Here is a 15,956-nt window from a genome sequence, read left to right as displayed (position 1 = left end):
GTATTCTTTATGGATTCCTACTACAGTTTGATTTAATGGCTGTAAAAGGGTGCTTTCTATTTCTATCATCTCGCTAATCAAAGATTATTATTAATATTTGTATGAAATTTTATGTTTAACAAAATTAAGTATGAATAGTATAAATTTTTATTAATTTTTATTCAATTATTATAAAAAGTATCGGGTACTGAAATTCTATTCAACGATTTAATGGTTTGAGAATATACTAAGAGGATACCCGTAGGAAATTTTTATTCTTTCAATCTTTTTACATTCTAGATATCCTTCAACCAATTAAAAAATCAAGGATCACAAGGTGAATCCTATTTTAAATTCATTCCACTTTTAATCAGGTATACTGCCGCTTTTCCAGTGGTGGAAAAACATGGATTTTTATACATTTTGAATAATAAGCAAGAATGTCAATTACTCTTAAGAGGTAGTTTTGAATCATATCAATTTAATTTCATTGAAATGTATAGAAATAATCAAAATTTAAAAGTCATAGGTATAGCCCATTGTTTCTTTTGCTTTTTTATTTTTCTTGCCTGCGGCACCCAAGATAAAAAACATATAGTAGAAGAAGGGAAGGTTCAAAAACCCAATATAATTTATATTCTGGCAGATGATCTTGGATATGCCGACCTTGGTGCATACGGCCAGGATAAGATTGAAACGCCAAATTTGGATAAACTTGCCCAACAGGGGATGGTGTTTACCAATCATTATACGGGCAGTACGGTTTGTGCCCCATCAAGATCTTCTTGGCTGTCCGGTCTTCACACCGGTCATACCCCGATCAGAGGAAACAAAGAGTTGGAACCTGAAGGGCAGGAGGCAATGCCGGACTCAGTGTTTACAATAGGTAAACTAATGAAAGCTTCAGGTTATACAACAGGAGCTTTTGGGAAATGGGGCCTGGGGTTTATAGATACTCCGGGTGACCCTAAAAATCAAGGCTTTGATTATTTCTTTGGGTATAACTGTCAAAGAATGGCTCATAGGTATTATCCTGAGTATTTGTGGGAAAATCAGCAAAAATTTTCCCTGGAAGGAAATGACTGGACCCAAAAGGAGGTATACGCTCAGGATGTAATCCATGACAAAACCATGGGGTTCTTGGAATCAAATAAAGATGAACAGTTTTTTATGTTCGTTCCATTGGTCGCACCACACGCAGAACTGGCAGTGCCAAATGATGAAATATTTCAGAAATACAGAGAAAGATTTGGAGACGAGGAACCATATATTGGGAAAGAGGGAGCGGATTATGGTCCAGATTTGGAGATAATCAAATACCAGTCACAGGATTATCCTAGGGCTACCTATGCTGCAATGGTCGAGAGAATAGACTTGTACGTTGGGGAAATTTTAAAAAAGGTAGATGCCCTAGGTCTATCAGAAAATACAATTATCATGTTTGCAAGTGACAATGGTCCACACCAAGAGGGAGGTAATGATCCTGACTTCTTCAATAGCAATGGGCCATATAAAGGCTATAAAAGAGACCTCTATGAAGGAGGAATTAGGACACCGTTTATAGTTAAATGGCCAGGTAAGGTCTCTCCTGGATCTACCACAGACCATATATCCTCATTTTGGGATGTTTTACCCACCCTTGCAGATATTGTAGGATACGGAGAGCTTCCTGATATAGATGGAATTTCTTTTCTACCCACTTTAGTCAATCAGAAAAATCAAAAACAGCACCAATACCTCTACTGGGAATTTGTAGAACAGGGAGGTAAACAGGCTGTAAGAATGGGAAAATGGAAAGCTGTAAAGCTTCAGGTAAGAAACGCCAGTAGAACTACTATGGAACTCTATGACCTTGAAAATGACCCATCTGAGCAAAATGATTTAGCAATGGAGTTTCCGGAAATAGTGGAAGAATTAAAAAATATTATGGAGGAATCACATACTACCAACCCTGTGTTTCCGCTTTTCGCTCATGAAGGGGAAGAAGACACAGACATAGTGATTATTGATTAAACAATTTTTGAAATGATAAGATTTATACTGATTAGTGCTGTTATTTTGGGGTCAATTACTTTTTCTTTTGGCCAAGAAAAACTTAAAGATTGGGAAAACCAATTTGTTGTAGGAATCAATAAAATTGATCCACATGCCTTTTATATCCCTTTTGATACTGAAGAAAAAGCCTTGAGGGACAATCCCGTGACTTCAGACTATTATTTGAGTTTGAATGGTAAATGGGCATATAATTGGGCTAAAAACCCATCTGAAAACCCCAAAGATTTTTATAAGGAGGATTTCGATATTTCAGGTTGGGATGAAATTGAAATCCCAGGTAATCCTGAAATGCAGGGTTTTGATTTTCCTATTTATGTAAACCACCCCTTTGAGTTTACCAGTAATCCCAAGCCACCACAAATCCCCCATGACTGGAACCCTGTAAGTTCATATAAACGAAACTTTATAATACCTGAAGATTGGATTGGCAAGCGCGTGGTAATTCATTTCGGAGCTGTAAAATCAGCAATGTACCTATGGGTGAATGGTAAAAAAATCGGTTATTCCCAAGGTTCTAAAACTCCTTCAGAATGGGATATAACCGAATTTATTGAATCAGGTGAGAATCAGTTGGCTGTTGAAGTCTACAGATTTTCTGATGGGTCCTACCTTGAAGGACAGGATTTCTGGAGGTTGAGTGGTATTAAAAGAGATGTTTTCCTTTATGCTACTCCCCAGCTTTATTTAGAAGACTTTAAAATCCAAGCAGGTCTTTCAAATGCATACAAAGACGGGGAGTTTGATTTAAAAATGACCTTTAAAAATAACGATAAGCAAAGACTTGATGGAAAAGTGGAATTTTCTTTAACTGACCCTGCTTCAAACATTGAAATCGGACAATCAAGTTTGAATATCTCTTTAAATGCTGGATCAGAAAATATGGAAAACTGGAACCTACATATTCCCGATGTCAATAAGTGGTCGGCAGAAAAACCATTCTTATACAATCTTTTGATAAAACACTTTGACAATAGTGGGAACCTGCTTCAGGTAATCAAAGAAGAAGTGGGTTTTAGGTCTGTGGAAATTAATAATTCCCAGCTATTGGTGAACGGTGAACCGGTTCTGGTAAAAGGAGTAAACAGACATGAGCATCATCCAGAATACGGTCATTATATTCCTAAGGAATCTATGGAGGAAGACATTAAACTGATGAAACAACTCAATATCAATGCGGTAAGGACAGCCCACTACCCTAATGACCCCTATTGGTATAAACTCTGTAATCGTTATGGATTGTATGTTGTAAATGAGGCAAATATAGAATCCCATGGTTTAGGGGCTGCCAAACAGGCACAGTATAGCCATGACAATCATATTTCAGATGATCCTTCATGGGAGTTGGCCCATATGGATAGGATAGAACGAGTATATCAAAGAGACAAGAATTATCCTTCTGTCATCATCTGGTCGTTGGGTAATGAGGCAGGGGATGGAGTGAATTTTCAAAAAGCATATGCCTACCTGAAAGAGGTTGACAATAGACCCGTGCAGTTTGAACAGGCAAACTTAAAATCACATACTGATATTTTTGCGCCTATGTATTACTCCATAGAGCTGATGAAAAATTACGCCCTTCAACCCAATACCTACAGGCCCCTGATCCAATGTGAATATGCCCATGCCATGGGAAACAGTCTGGGGAATTTCCAGGATTACTGGGACTTAATAGAAGAATATGATGTGCTACAGGGAGGTTTTGTTTGGGATTGGGTAGATCAGGCAATTTACAAGAAGGATAACCAGGGGAATACTTTCTTTGGGTATGGAGGAGATTTTGAACCTGACTCTGTCAGGAATGACAACAACTTTTGCCTAAATGGAATCGTGACTGCGGACAGAAAATTGAATCCTCACGCATTTGAATTGAAAAAAGTATACCAAAATCTTGCTGTGGAATGGTTGGATCAAGATAATTTAACAGTTGAAATTTATAACAAGTACTTTTTTAAAAATCTCAATGAATTTTCACTAAGCTGGGAAATTCAGGAAAATGGTATCGTGATTGAGTCTGGAAATCTTAATGTAGACTTGGACCCCAGAGAGAAGAAGGAATTGAAAATTCCTGCAGATTTTGTGAAAATCGCCGGTAAAGAATATTTCTTGAATTTCTATATTAAGCAAAAGGATAATCAACTGTGGTCAGAAGCGGGTTACGAGCAGGCATCAGTTCAACTGGACTTTCCAATGGATTATCATGCAGACAGAGATTTTGGAATCGTCGAAGGGGTCTTGGAGCTAAATGAAACTTCATCAAATATTGAAGTTATATCCACCAATTTTGAGATGTCAATATCAAAGCAAAGTGGTGAAATAGTTTCTTTGAAAGCAGATGGAAAAGAATTCATACACTCAGGTTTTAAACCTGACTTTTGGAGAAACCCTACAGACAATGATTTTGGAAATGGACTTCAAAATAGGGCCGCTTTGTGGAGAGATGCAGGGCAGGAAAAAATATGCGATAAGGTGGAAATCGCCGAAAATTCAAATGTAAGAATCGTTATTAATGTTTTCAACAGCATCCCAAAGGCAAAATCAAAGTTTAATATAAAATATACTTTTACTTCTGACGGGCATATTCAAGTTGATAACGCCTATTTGGTAGCACCTCACGTAAAAGTTCCCGATATGCCAAGAATGGGTTTACAAATGGTGTTACAGCCTGGTTTTACTCAGGTTGAATGGTATGGCAGAGGGCCACATGAGAATTATGCAGATAGAAAATCTTCAGCATTTGTGGGATTGAACGAAACAGCTGTGGATAGCTTATTCCATAATTATGTGAGACCTCAGGAAAATGGTTATAGAACAGATACACGTCTATTAAAATTAAGTGATCAAGAGGGACTTGGCATAATGATTATCGGCCTACCAGAATTTTCATGGAATGCCCAGCATTATAGTTCAAACTCTTTTAGTCAAAAGAATAAAAAAGAAGTCAGGCACATTCACGAAGTAGAGAAAAGTGAGAATATCTACCTGAATATTGATCTCATGCAAATGGGTGTAGGGGGTGATAACAGTTGGAGAGCCCAAACTCATACTGAGTACCTGGTTCGGTCTCAAGATCAGTATTATTCATTTAAGATTAAAGTCGTCAAGGGAGAACAAAGATTGGAGGAGTTTATTAAAAATGAGTATAAACCTGTTGGCTATAAACCGATTGATTATAGGGACCCAATAACCAACTATTATGCTAGGTAAAATTAAATATCTTGTATCCGCATTTGTTGCTTGTTTGGTAATGGTCGGAAATGATTCCAAAGCCCAACGAAATGACTCAAAACCAAATGTATTGGTCATTAATGTAGATGATCTTGGGTGGAAAGACCTGGGATACATGGGGAGTTCATTTTACGAAACCCCGAATATTGATAAACTAAGCAGGGAGTCTATGGTATTTTATAATGCTTACGCAGCAGCTGCGAACTGCGCTCCTGCAAGGGCCAGTTTGATGACCGGCCTGCAGACTTCAAGACATGGGGTTTTTACTGTGCATCCTGCTGACCGTGGTGACCCAAAAACAAGGAAGTTAATTCCATCTCCCAATAAAAAGTTTATCTCCGATGATTTATATACTATGGGGAAGATGTTTAAGGACAATGGATATCGAACCGGGACATTTGGGAAATGGCATATTTCAGAAGATCCTTTCAAGCATGGATTTGATATTAATGTAGGAGGTGGACCTCAAGGAAACCCAGGAAGGAAAGGATACTTCAGCCCTTATAATATTCCCAATATAAAAGATGGACCTACAGGAGAATACCTGACAGATAGGCTTACCCAGGAAGCGATTGCTTTTGTAAAGGAAAATAAAGATAGTCCGTTTTTCCTTTACCTTCCTTTTTATACAGTCCATACCCCTTTGATGGGAAAAGAACATTTAGTGGAAAAATATAAAAATAAGGAAGGTGGAGAAGGGCAAAATAACCCAAAGTATGCCGCAATGATAGAGTCTCTGGATGAAAATGTAGGTAAGTTGATGAAAGCTATACAGGAATTGGGCTTGGAAAAAAATACAGTTGTAGTTTTTACTTCGGATAATGGTGGGATTAGAGCCATAAGCAATCAAGATCCCCTTAGGGCTGGAAAAGGAAGTTATTATGAGGGAGGGATTAGAGTTCCTTTGCTTATCAAATGGTCGGATACGATTAATTCCGGAATCAGTTCCCAAACACCGGTTTCGCAACTTGACTTATTCCCAACTTTTCAAAAAATCATTGGAGCAGGAAATGTTTCTGATGATTTGGATGGGATAGATTTGTCGCCGATTCTATTTGAAGGAAAAACCATCGAGAGGGATCTGTTTTTTCATTTTCCTATTTACTTGCAGGCATATGATTCTGAATTGGACCAGGCTAGGGATCCACTTTTCAGAACTAGGCCAGGTTCTGTATTAATTTCTGGAAACTGGAAACTCCATCAGTATTTTGAAGATGATGGATTGGAATTGTATGACCTTGAAAATGACCTTTCTGAAAAAATTAACTTAAAAAATAATAAGCCTGAAATTCTTGCAGAAATGTTATTTAAACTCAAGCAGCTTCAAGAATACCATCAAGCGCCAATTCCCAAAAAGCTAAACCCAAAGTATTCAAAACCTGATTGACCCGTTCATTGATTTTTTATAGGTAAACAGGCCTTTTACTTGATTAGTAGAAGGTTTTTTTTGTTTTGATTAAAGATTAAGAACATCTGAATGCTTTTTGATAATTCATTTTTCAACCATGATATAATTTTGATCTATTGAAGTTAAGTCGATATGGTTAAAAAAGCTTTAAAAACAATCTTAATATACCTGTTTTTGATTAGCACGGTTTCCTGTGAGAAATCAACAGAAAATAAAGATTTCAGTAACGTTAAAATGAATGCGGAACCTATAGGGCTTGAAGGGAAAATCGGGCTTGATGAAAAACCGAAGGGTATGGTATGGATTGAGGGGGGTGAGTTCTTCATGGGGACCAATGATATGGAATCTTACCCGGATGAAAGACCGGCTGTGTCATCAAAAATAGATGGATTTTGGATTGATATCACCGAAGTAACCAACCTTGAATTTAAAACTTTTGTGAAAGAAACAGGATATATAACCGTAGCCGAAAAAGCTCCGGACTGGGAAGAAATGAAATTGCAGCTTCCTCCAAATACACCAAAACCTTCAGAAGATTTGCTTGTTGCCGGTTCCCTGGTGTTTGTGGCACCAGAATCTCAGGTTGATATGAAAGATATTTCAAATTGGTGGAATTGGGTAGAAGGTGCGAACTGGAAACATCCGAATGGTCCGGGATCGGATATTGTCGGTAAAGACGATCACCCGGTAGTACATATTGCTTATGAAGATGCAAAAGCATTTGCAGACTGGTCAGGAAAAAGACTGCCTACGGAAGCAGAATGGGAATATGCGGCAAAAGCTGGATCCAACAGTAGATTCCCTTGGGGTAATAAGCTGAAATTAGGAGGGGTGCATAATGCAAATACTTTTCAAGGTGATTTTCCTCACCTGAATTTAATGGAAGATGGATTTTCAGGAACTGCACCTGTAAAATCTTTTCCTCCAAATGAATTCGGGTTGTATGATATGATCGGAAATGTTTGGGAAATAACTTCAGATTGGTATGATGCCGCAGCATATAAAAGGTTGCAAAAACAATTGCCTGAACTCGATACGGCTATTTCCAAGTGTTTTAATCCCGAAAATCCTTATGCTATTGAAAAGGTGATTAAAGGAGGGTCTTTCCTGTGTTCAGATGACTACTGCGTGAATTACAGACCAAGTGCAAGAAGAGGACAGGACATTTATTCAGGAACTTCCAATATTGGCTTTAGGTGTGTCAGTGATAATCAACTTTAAAATTAATAAACCATTTAACCTAACCGGATATGCGAAAATTTTATCTACAACAAATGAATGCTTTAAGCAGCAGATTGAAAGTTTCATCAGTCCCAATAAAACTATTTGCCTTTACAATAATCGCCATGTTCGGGCAGTCGTGCACCCTAGAAGAAACACCCAACCCTTCAGTGGTTACCTTTCAAACCAGTAGTATTTCTCATTTGGAAGATGCAGGGGAAAGAGAAATAAAGTTGACAATAGAGCCTGCAAGTTCCATTGATAATGTGATTACATTAGATGTTACTTTAGGTTCAGAAGTAGTTTATGGAGAGGACTTTGTATCTAATCCACCTCTTGAAAATTCGGTAATTGAAATCCCTATTCAAAGGGGGGATACAGAGGTGTCTTTTACCATGACTACTATAGATAATGAAATAATTGACGGCAATAAAACTGTCACATTGAGAATTGCCAACATGGCCGAAGGTCTGATAGCAGGAGAAAGAAATACTTTGTTTTTTAATATTATAGATACTGATGTTGTACCGGATCCTGAAATATTTTTAGACATCGATTTGTTGGATTTTGGAGAAGTCATGCAATTGGAAGACTCTGAAGTCTTAAGTTATGAACTTACTAAAATTTCCATCGAATCAGATATTGAGATCAATGCCCCCAATGGATTTAAAATCGGCAAAACAGCAACCGGTGAATTTGAGGAATCATTAACCTTCCCAGATGAAGAGTTTGATGAAGGTCGAACAACTGTGTATGTGAAGTTTTCCCCTTCGGTGCTTGAATTTGGATTAGTTGTGGGTTTGATAGAACACTTGACTGAAGAAGCACCTTCATTAGCATCACTTTCAGTAACAGGAATTGCGATTGAAAACCCAGATGCAAACACCATCCAATGGGTTGAGGATTTTGATTACACTGGAGAATGGCTTCCTGCACTACCGAATTCAGGTTCGACTTCCACTAACCAGGAAGTTTCGATTGACCAATGGATTGCAGTCAGGCCTGAGAGAGATGGTATTGCCCTTACAGATGAAATATTGGAGTTTGAAGGGTATTCGGGTAGTGGTATTGGACGTTCTGTAAGGCTTTTTCATGACGGTACCAATGCCACTGATGATAACATTTCAAGGAATTTGGAAAATTATGTAATCTCTGATGAAAACGACAATATCATTTCTGAGTTTACCACTACATATGTTTCGTTTATGGTAAAACTGGAAGAAAATATTATGGATGCAAGAAGCAGTCCTGTGAATCTGGGGAATTGGAATACCAATGGGAATGGATTTTCCCAGTTCAATACCAGAATAATAATTGAAGTAAAGGAAGGTGGAGCAGCTTCGCTGGGTGTCCAATATCCAAATCCCCCTTCTACTATCTTTGAGGAAGATGCCATAGAGGTAGGAAAAACCTATCTGATTGTTTTCAAGAACGAGAGAAAAGATGGGCCTGGAAATGACGAAAGCTCAATATTCTTATTTGAACAGGGGGATTCCGTGCCAATGGATGAACCTGAACCTTTAATTACAGTGGTTACCTCCGGAGTTGAAAGAGATATGGAAAAAGTTATTCTTGAGGAAGCGCAGGCTAGAAATAAAATGCTTATAGGTGGATTAAGAGTAGCCAATACCTGGAGGGATTTATTCTGATTAATTGCTTCAATGATTGAATAGAATGAAAAAATAGATTGATTAGGGTTAGAGGTGGCAGTAAGGTTTACTGTCACTTCTTTATTTAATGAATCAAATCAAATATGATTAAACCATGAAAACTATACTTGTAACGGGAGGAGCAGGCTATATCGGATCACATACCTGTAGATTGATATCTTCCAAAGAATACAGGATAATTGTACTTGATAATTTGGAGTACGGACATCTGGACGCTTTGAGCCTGGATGAAGGCTGTATATTTATCAATGGGGACATTGGTGATAAACTGCTTTTGGTTGAGCTTTTTGAGGAATATGATTTCGAAGCGGTAGTGCATTTTGCAGCATATACCTATGTGGGTGAATCAGTCAATAATCCTGAAAAGTACTACCGAAATAATTTCACCAGCGGGTTGATATTGCTGGATATTATGATGAAGTATGGCTGCCGGAAACTGGTCTTCTCAAGTACCTGTGCCACTTATGGGAATCCACAATATATCCCCATGGATGAGGCTCATCCCCAACAGCCTTTGAATGCTTATGGAAGGAGCAAGTACTTTTTTGAACAGGCGGTAAATGATTTTCACAAGGCCTATGGTTTGGAATTTGTATTTCTCAGATACTTCAATGCCTCGGGAGCCGCCAGAGATGGGGATATAGGTGAGGATCATAACCCCGAGACCCACCTGATTCCCTTGGTGCTTCAGCAAGCGAAGGGGGAGAGACAAGCTATAAAAGTATTTGGGAGCGATTATCCTACATTGGACGGTACTTGCATTAGGGATTATATCCATGTGGAAGACCTTGCCACAGCCCACCTTAAGGCACTCCAATATCTTGATAACGGATATGAATCCACAGCATTCAACCTCGGAACTGGCCAAGGGTATTCGGTATTGCAGGTGATCAATACAGTAGAGAAAATTACAGGCTTGAAAGTGGAGTTTTCTTTTGCCCCCAAAAGAGAAGGAGATGCTGAATCCTTGGTCGCAAACGTGGAAAAGGCAGCAGAAAAGTTGGGGTGGAGGGCTGAAATAAAAAAGCTGGAAGAAATCATTGAGTCTGCCTGGAATTGGGAAAACGGACCAAATAAAGGCAAATACAAAAAATAAGGAATTGAAAGTGAAAGATAAAATTAAAAGAATTTTCAGAGAGCAGTTCCTCAAAGAACCGCTTATGGTTTTTGCACCTGGAAGGATCAATCTGATCGGAGATCATACAGACTATAATTCGGGTTTTGTACTGCCTGCAGCCATAAACAGAGGGATTTTCATGGCACTTGCAGAAAATGGAACAGATTCCTGTAAACTGGTTTCACTGGATATGGGAGAGGCTGTTGAGGTAAATCTAAAAAATAGCCTGAGACCGACAAATACAGGATGGGCAAATTACATAATAGGTGTGATGGATGGACTGAGAAACCAAGGCCTTGAATTCAATGGGTTTGATGCGGTTTTCGGTGGCAATATTCCAATAGGGTCTGGTCTGTCTTCCTCAGCTGCCCTAGAATGTGCAGCCGTACTTGGGATCAGCAGACTTTCAGGCAATGAAATTTCTGAAAATGATATGATAAGTATAGCGCAAAAAGCAGAGCATGAGTTTGCCGGAGTAAAATGCGGAATCATGGATCAGTTTGCCTCTATTATGGGGAAAGAAGATAATGCCATGCGCCTTGATTGCAGAAGCCTCCGGTATGAATATCTTCCCTTAGACCTCAAAGACTGCGGCTTTGTTTTGCTGGATACCAAAGTGAGCCATAGTCTTGGCAATTCTCAATATAACAAAAGAAGAGAAGAGTGTTGTGAAGGCCTTAATACTATCCGGAAAAAGCATCCAAAAGCTTCAAGTTTTCGGGAACTCACAATGGAAATGCTTGAAGATTCCAAAAATGAACTGACTGAAAAAGTGTATAACAGATGCAGCTTTGTGCTGGAAGAAAACAACAGAGTAATTCGTGCAGGAGCTTATCTGAGATCAGGTCTGGGTAAAGAGTTCGGACAGTTGATGTATGCCTCCCATGAGGGCCTGAGCAACTTGTATGAAGTAAGTTGTTGCGAACTTGACTTGCTCGTTGAGTCGGCCCGGCGGTTAAAACCAGTTTACGGAGCAAGAATGATGGGAGGAGGGTTTGGTGGTTGTACATTGAACCTCATTGCCAATAAGGGTAAAGAAAAATCCATATCACAACTTAGGCAGTCTTTTGAAACGGCTTTTGGGAGGAAACCTGGAGTTTATGAGGTAAATGTTATCGATGGGGCCAGGATTATCTAAAAAAACAAATTGAATAACCACACTACAATTATGAGTGAGTTTTTATTTGAACAGCATAGCCACAGGAGATACAATCCCTTTACAGGATCCTATGTTCAGGTTTCCCCACACAGGTCAAATAGGCCTTGGCAGGGGCAGCAGGAAAAGACAGTAAAAAGTCAAGGTCTTTCATATGATCCAGAATGTTTTCTCTGCCCCGGCAATAAAAGAGTAGGAGGAGAAATCAACCCAGACTATACAGAAACATTTGTATTCAGGAATGACTTCGGAGCCCTTAATTCGGATGTCCCAGAAGGAGACTACGAGGTAGGGGAGTTTTTCAGGGCTAAAAGCGAAAAAGGGATTTGCAAAGTGGTTTGCTTTTCCCCTGATCATTCCAAAACCATTCCCGACCTTCCCTTAATGAAGGTAGCTGAAGTTGTCAGGACATGGCAACGGGAATACCTGGAACTGGGAAGTTTGCCCTTTATAAATCATGTTCAGATTTTTGAAAACAAAGGAGAAGTGATGGGTTGTTCCAATCCACACCCACACGGGCAGATTTGGGCACAGGAAAGTCTGCCCGATGAACCTGCCAAAAAGCAGGAACGTTTTCTGGAATATTTCAATAGAACGGGAAGGAGCATGGTCTGCGATTATGTGAAAGAAGAGCTGAGCTTGAAGGATAGACTGGTTTATGAGAATGAAAGCTTTGCGGTAATTGTTCCCTTCTGGGCTGTTTGGCCTTTTGAAGTCATGATTGCCCCAAAAAATCATCTGCCTTCACTTAAAGCGATGGATGAGGCCAGTATACATGATTTTGCGGATGCCTATAAAAACCTGACCATGAAATATGATAAGCTCTTTGATGTTTCCTTTCCCTATTCTGCTGGTATCCACCAGTCACCTACAGATGATAAAACCCATACTGAGTGGGACCTGCATATGGTTTTTTATCCTCCCTTGCTGCGATCAGCCACAGTGAAGAAATTTATGGTGGGCTATGAAATGCTGGCCGATCCCCAAAGGGACCTTACAGCTGAAAAGGCAGCTGCTGTCTTGAGGGGGCTATGAAACGTTATGAATTGGATCGAACAGAGATAAATTATTGCCAAATCAAACATCAGGTATGCTTTAGGTATTGCTCCGATAGTTTGGATAGGAAATGAGAATTCAACATTATATATTCTAAAGGCTAAGCCATTATACCAATGTCAAGCAAACGATAAACAAATGAAAAACAAAATTGTCCATCCACTTTGACTTTTTCTCCATGTTAAGTAAATCCTATACACTTAATTTTAGAATAATAAAGCATTCGAGGTAAACTGTCAGTTTTGCTGGAACAGGATGTAAACCGATAAATATTGATCCACAATAGTAAAAATCAAGAAATAAAACCTGAAATATTATGAAATTGAGATTTTCAATCCTTTTCTGTGCAATGATTTTATCTTTCACAGTTTATGGTCAGCACGAGGATTTTCATCCCGGAGAAACTTGGAAAGATGACCAAGGTGTTCATATCAATGCCCACGGAGGAGGGTTTTTGATTCACGATGATACTTATTATTGGTTTGGAGAGATCAAAACAAAAGGTAGTGAAGGAAATAAGGCACAGGTTGGGGTAAGTGTTTATTCTTCTGAAGATTTATACAATTGGGAAAATAAAGGGGTTGCATTGGCAGTTCATGAAGACACCACCTCCCTATTGGTTAAAGGTTGTGTGATTGAAAGGCCTAAGGTGATTTTCAATGAAAAGACAGGGAAATTCGTCATGTGGTTTCACCATGAATTAAAAGGTCAGGGCTATAAAGCAGCAATGACAGGTTTAGCAGTCAGTAATAATGTAGCGGGGCCATATACTTATGTAAAAAGTGTTAATCCTAACCCAGGAATCTGGCCTTCAAATTTCCCTGACAGTCTGAAAACAAGAGATGCAGATCCTGATGATTTTGAATGGAGATCAGATGAATGGTTTGAAGAAGTCGAAAAAGGATTGTTTTTGAGAAGGGATTTTGAGAAGGGACAGATGGCCAGAGATATGACACTATTTGTGGATGATGATGGGAAAGCGTACCATATTCATTCCTCTGAGGGAAATCAAACTTTACATGTTGCAGAGTTGACAGATGATTATTTGGATTTCACAGGCAATTATACCAGGGTACTTCCTGGTCAGCAAAATGAAGCTCCTGCAGTATTTAAAAAAGATGGGAAATATTTCATGATATCCTCAGGTTTAACAGGCTGGGATCCCAATCCAGGCCGATCTGCAGTGGCAGATCACCCTATGGGACCTTGGGAGCCATTGGGTAATCCGGTTGTAGGTACAGAGGAGCAAATGAGAACTACTTTTAAGTCCCAAAGCACCTATGTTCTTCCTGTCAAGGATAGGGAAAATGCATTTATTTATATCGGTGACCGCTGGACACCGAAAAACCCTATAGATGGAAAATATGTCTGGTTGCCAATAGAATTTGAAGGAGAGAGGCCCATTATCAGATGGTATGACAGTTGGGATCTTACTTTTTTTGACAACTAGCTAATTATGGACGCTGTAAAAATGATTGTTACCCTAGGGTTGTTGTTTTGGTTTTGTCAGACAGCTCACTCCCAGACCAGCAGCCAAAAGCCAAACATTGTGCTGATTTTGGCAGATGACCTTGGATATGCTGACTTAAGCGTAAATGGAAGCTTTCAGATTCAGACTCCCCATATTGATGCTTTGGCTGGTGAAGGAGTCCGCTTCAGCCAGGGATATGTTTCATCAGCAGTGTGCAGTCCCTCCCGGGCAGGCCTGCTTACAGGAAAGAACCAAGTAAAGTTTGGCTATGATAATAACCTGTCTGAAAATGTGCCTGGTTTTGATCCGGAATATGCAGGGCTGCCGGTGAATGAGGTTACTGTAGCAGAAAGACTAAAGGAAAATGGCTATGCTACAGGCTTGATCGGGAAATGGCACCTCGGTTCAAAAGAACAGTTTCACCCTATAAATCGGGGGTTTGATGAATTCTGGGGTTATTTGAATGGAGGACATAATTATTTCAGAAGTGAAGAGAATGGGAAAGGGTACCTAGGTCCTATTTTGAGCAATTACAAAAAACCACAAGAAATCACGTACCTTACTGATGATAAGGGTGATGAATGTGTAGATTTTATAGAAAGACATAAAGACGAACCTTTTTTTCTATTTGCTTCCTTCAATGCCCCGCATACCCCATTACAGGCAACTGAGGAGGATTTGAAACTTTTTTCCCACATTGAAGATAAAAAACGTAGAACGTATCTGGCTATGGTACACCGCCTGGATATCAATGTAGGTAGGATAGTTGAAGCACTTGATGAAAATGGGCTAAGTGACAACACATTAATTGTCTTTTTAAGTGATAATGGAGGACCTGTAGACCAAAACTCCTCTAATAATGCTCCTTTTAACGGGCAAAAAGGGATATTACTGGAGGGAGGAATAAGAGTTCCTTTTATGATGAAATGGAATGGTGTTTTACCAAAAGGTGAAGTTTATGAAAATGCCGTTTCTTCTTTGGATCTCACGCCTACTTTTTTACAGATGGCAGGTATCAATATTACTGAATCGGATGGTTTTGATGGAGTCGATCTCTTACCATTTTTGACAAATCAAACTGAAGAAATCCCACATGAAACCTTAAAGTGGAGATTCACGATCAGTGCCGGGATTATAAAAGGAAATTGGAAGCTGGTCAGAATTCCTGATAGACTACCAATGTTATTTGACCTTTCAAGGGATATTTCAGAACAAAATAATGTTTCACTTGAAAATCTGACAATCACAAACCAGCTCTTAAAGGAACTTGGTGCATGGGATATCAGCCTGCCTAATCCATTGTTTCAGGAAGGGCCCTATTGGAGAGGAGTTCAATTGGACCTTTATGATAAAGAATATCAGCTTACACAGCCTGAACTGGATTAAGCGGAATTGGATTGAGAACGATGAGTTAACTATGTTAATTTTTAAACCCTTAAAACTCAGAAATTATGATGAAAAATAGAATTTTAGTATTGGTTTCAATTTTTATGGTTGCACTTTACTCAACACATTGTCAAGAGAAAAGCCAAGGTAAACTGACGCATCAGGAGAATCCCAATATTATTGTCATCTATATGGATGACTTGGGCTATGGT

10 protein-coding genes are annotated in these 15,956 nt (G+C 39.1%); all 10 read left to right on the top strand.

What is annotated here, in order from left to right:
- Positions 1–474: 474 nt before the first annotated feature.
- Positions 475–1,992: an arylsulfatase gene (locus EA341_RS13315; RefSeq protein WP_293015381.1), complete on the top strand. Its 1,518-nt coding sequence runs from the start codon at positions 475–477 to the stop codon at positions 1,990–1,992.
- A 12-nt stretch (positions 1,993–2,004) separates the two neighbouring features.
- Positions 2,005–5,238, top strand: a complete 3,234-nt coding sequence (locus EA341_RS13310) for a glycoside hydrolase family 2 TIM barrel-domain containing protein (RefSeq protein WP_293015378.1) — start codon at positions 2,005–2,007, stop codon at positions 5,236–5,238.
- Positions 5,228–6,646, top strand: a complete 1,419-nt coding sequence (locus tag EA341_RS13305; protein WP_293015375.1) for a sulfatase — start codon at positions 5,228–5,230, stop codon at positions 6,644–6,646. Before EA341_RS13310 ends, EA341_RS13305 begins: the two co-directional genes overlap by 11 nt.
- Before the next feature lie 153 nt (positions 6,647–6,799).
- Positions 6,800–7,888: a formylglycine-generating enzyme family protein gene (locus tag EA341_RS13300; RefSeq protein ID WP_293015372.1), complete on the top strand. Its 1,089-nt coding sequence runs from the start codon at positions 6,800–6,802 to the stop codon at positions 7,886–7,888.
- A gap of 29 nt (positions 7,889–7,917) precedes the next feature.
- Positions 7,918–9,537 (top strand): hypothetical protein, encoded by a 1,620-nt coding sequence (locus tag EA341_RS13295; RefSeq protein ID WP_293015370.1) that lies wholly within the window; start codon positions 7,918–7,920, stop codon positions 9,535–9,537.
- Between the two features lie 115 nt (positions 9,538–9,652).
- Positions 9,653–10,654, top strand: coding sequence for a UDP-glucose 4-epimerase GalE (galE, locus tag EA341_RS13290; protein WP_293015367.1), 1,002 nt, complete (start codon positions 9,653–9,655; stop codon positions 10,652–10,654).
- Between the two features lie 10 nt (positions 10,655–10,664).
- On the top strand, positions 10,665–11,813 hold the full coding sequence (galK, locus tag EA341_RS13285; RefSeq protein WP_293015364.1) for a galactokinase: 1,149 nt from the start codon (positions 10,665–10,667) through the stop codon (positions 11,811–11,813).
- A gap of 30 nt (positions 11,814–11,843) precedes the next feature.
- On the top strand, positions 11,844–12,866 hold the full coding sequence (locus tag EA341_RS13280; RefSeq protein WP_293015361.1) for a UDP-glucose--hexose-1-phosphate uridylyltransferase: 1,023 nt from the start codon (positions 11,844–11,846) through the stop codon (positions 12,864–12,866).
- Between the two features lie 337 nt (positions 12,867–13,203).
- Entirely contained in the window at positions 13,204–14,337 is a 1,134-nt protein-coding gene (locus EA341_RS13275; protein WP_293015359.1) for a glycoside hydrolase family 43 protein, read from the top strand.
- Positions 14,338–14,343: 6 nt separating this feature from the next.
- The gene (locus EA341_RS13270) at positions 14,344–15,744 is read left to right on the top strand and encodes a sulfatase (protein WP_293015357.1); all 1,401 of its coding nucleotides are present in this window, start codon (positions 14,344–14,346) and stop codon (positions 15,742–15,744) included.
- Positions 15,745–15,956: the final 212 nt, after the last annotated feature.

It is taken from the genome of Mongoliibacter sp., from assembly GCF_007692705.1.
GTDB lineage: Bacteria > Bacteroidota > Bacteroidia > Cytophagales > Cyclobacteriaceae > Mongoliibacter.
Note: the sequence above shows the minus strand (reverse complement) of the source record. Positions and strands in the feature narration are given on the sequence as shown.

Excerpts from the sequence above, each read along its gene's own strand:
- EA341_RS13315 (WP_293015381.1), top strand. The coding sequence starts at position 475 with ATGTATAGAAATAATCAAAATTTAAAAGTCATAGGTATAGCCCATTGT.
- EA341_RS13310 (WP_293015378.1), top strand. The coding sequence starts at position 2,005 with ATGATAAGATTTATACTGATTAGTGCTGTTATTTTGGGGTCAATTACT.
- EA341_RS13305 (WP_293015375.1), top strand. The coding sequence starts at position 5,228 with ATGCTAGGTAAAATTAAATATCTTGTATCCGCATTTGTTGCTTGTTTG.
- EA341_RS13300 (WP_293015372.1), top strand. The coding sequence starts at position 6,800 with ATGGTTAAAAAAGCTTTAAAAACAATCTTAATATACCTGTTTTTGATT.
- EA341_RS13295 (WP_293015370.1), top strand. The coding sequence starts at position 7,918 with ATGCGAAAATTTTATCTACAACAAATGAATGCTTTAAGCAGCAGATTG.
- galE (WP_293015367.1), top strand. The coding sequence starts at position 9,653 with ATGAAAACTATACTTGTAACGGGAGGAGCAGGCTATATCGGATCACAT.
- EA341_RS13280 (WP_293015361.1), top strand. The coding sequence starts at position 11,844 with ATGAGTGAGTTTTTATTTGAACAGCATAGCCACAGGAGATACAATCCC.
- EA341_RS13275 (WP_293015359.1), top strand. The coding sequence starts at position 13,204 with ATGAAATTGAGATTTTCAATCCTTTTCTGTGCAATGATTTTATCTTTC.
- EA341_RS13270 (WP_293015357.1), top strand. The coding sequence starts at position 14,344 with ATGGACGCTGTAAAAATGATTGTTACCCTAGGGTTGTTGTTTTGGTTT.